Below are 986 nucleotides of genomic sequence, written 5' to 3' on the forward strand. Positions count from 1 at the left end.
AGAAAGTATTTGAACCAATTACGCTAGGAGTTTTTTCTACAGTAGGAGCTTTGGGTTTTGGATTCTTGACTGGATTTTTTATGTCCATATTTAGCGGGACAATCGGATGGGCAATAGGAAAACTTAAAGGCAAATAATTCAAAGATACTTAGTTATTTTTTTCTATTTAAAATGAGAATACTTTACAGCCTGCTTCACATCATGTAGCAGGCTGTCGTATGTTTTCTATGGATAAAATTTAGGTTACCATACTGTATAGAACAAATATAATATCTATTAGTATACAAAATAATAAATTAAGCTAAACAAAAATTATTCAAAGTATAAATTTGCGCACGAAATGCCATAAAATTACCTTATAAATCTTTCAGTATGAATTTTGATTTATATCATTTCAACATTCATTTTAGCAGATTTAATTGTTACAAAGTATAAGAGCATAAAATAAATATGAATGATTGAGTTTTACAAAAAAAATTCTTCAATAAATACCATTCTATCTATTTGATTTTATTATTTAAGAAGGTGCACAAATGAAGATATATTGCAAAATTTAAGTGAATGAATAATAGAGAAAAAAATTTCGACTTTAACAGATTTTCTGTGAACTTTTGACGTTTATATCTCAAAAATAAAAATGCTTTAGACTATTGCCTTTCATTATTGAGTAAAAAAACTATCCATTTAATAATTTAAATATTATGAAAAACGTGAAATAAATAACTTCACCAATTTTCCAGAAATAAAAAAAGGATAAAATTTATGGAATATATCAGCACGAGAGGTGAAGCTCCTGCTTTAAGCTTTACGGAAACGATCATGACAGGATTGGCAAGTGATGGAGGACTTTATCTGCCAGATAAATTTCCTCAGCTCTCATTTGATGCGTTACGGGCACTTCGTGGCCAATCCTATACAACAATTGCTAAAACTATTTTGTGGCCCTTTGTGAATAACGAAATCGAATATACAGCTTTTGAAAGTAT

Annotated in this window: 1 pseudogene; it reads left to right on the forward strand. The window is 28.7% G+C overall.

Annotated features, from left to right (window positions below):
• Positions 1–762: 762 nt before the first annotated feature.
• Positions 763–986: pseudogene (locus ACFIKE_RS11410) on the forward strand (threonine synthase); the annotation flags it as partial.

It is taken from the genome of Bartonella sp. MU70NMGDW (assembly GCF_042194085.1).
GTDB lineage: Bacteria > Pseudomonadota > Alphaproteobacteria > Rhizobiales > Rhizobiaceae > Bartonella > Bartonella grahamii.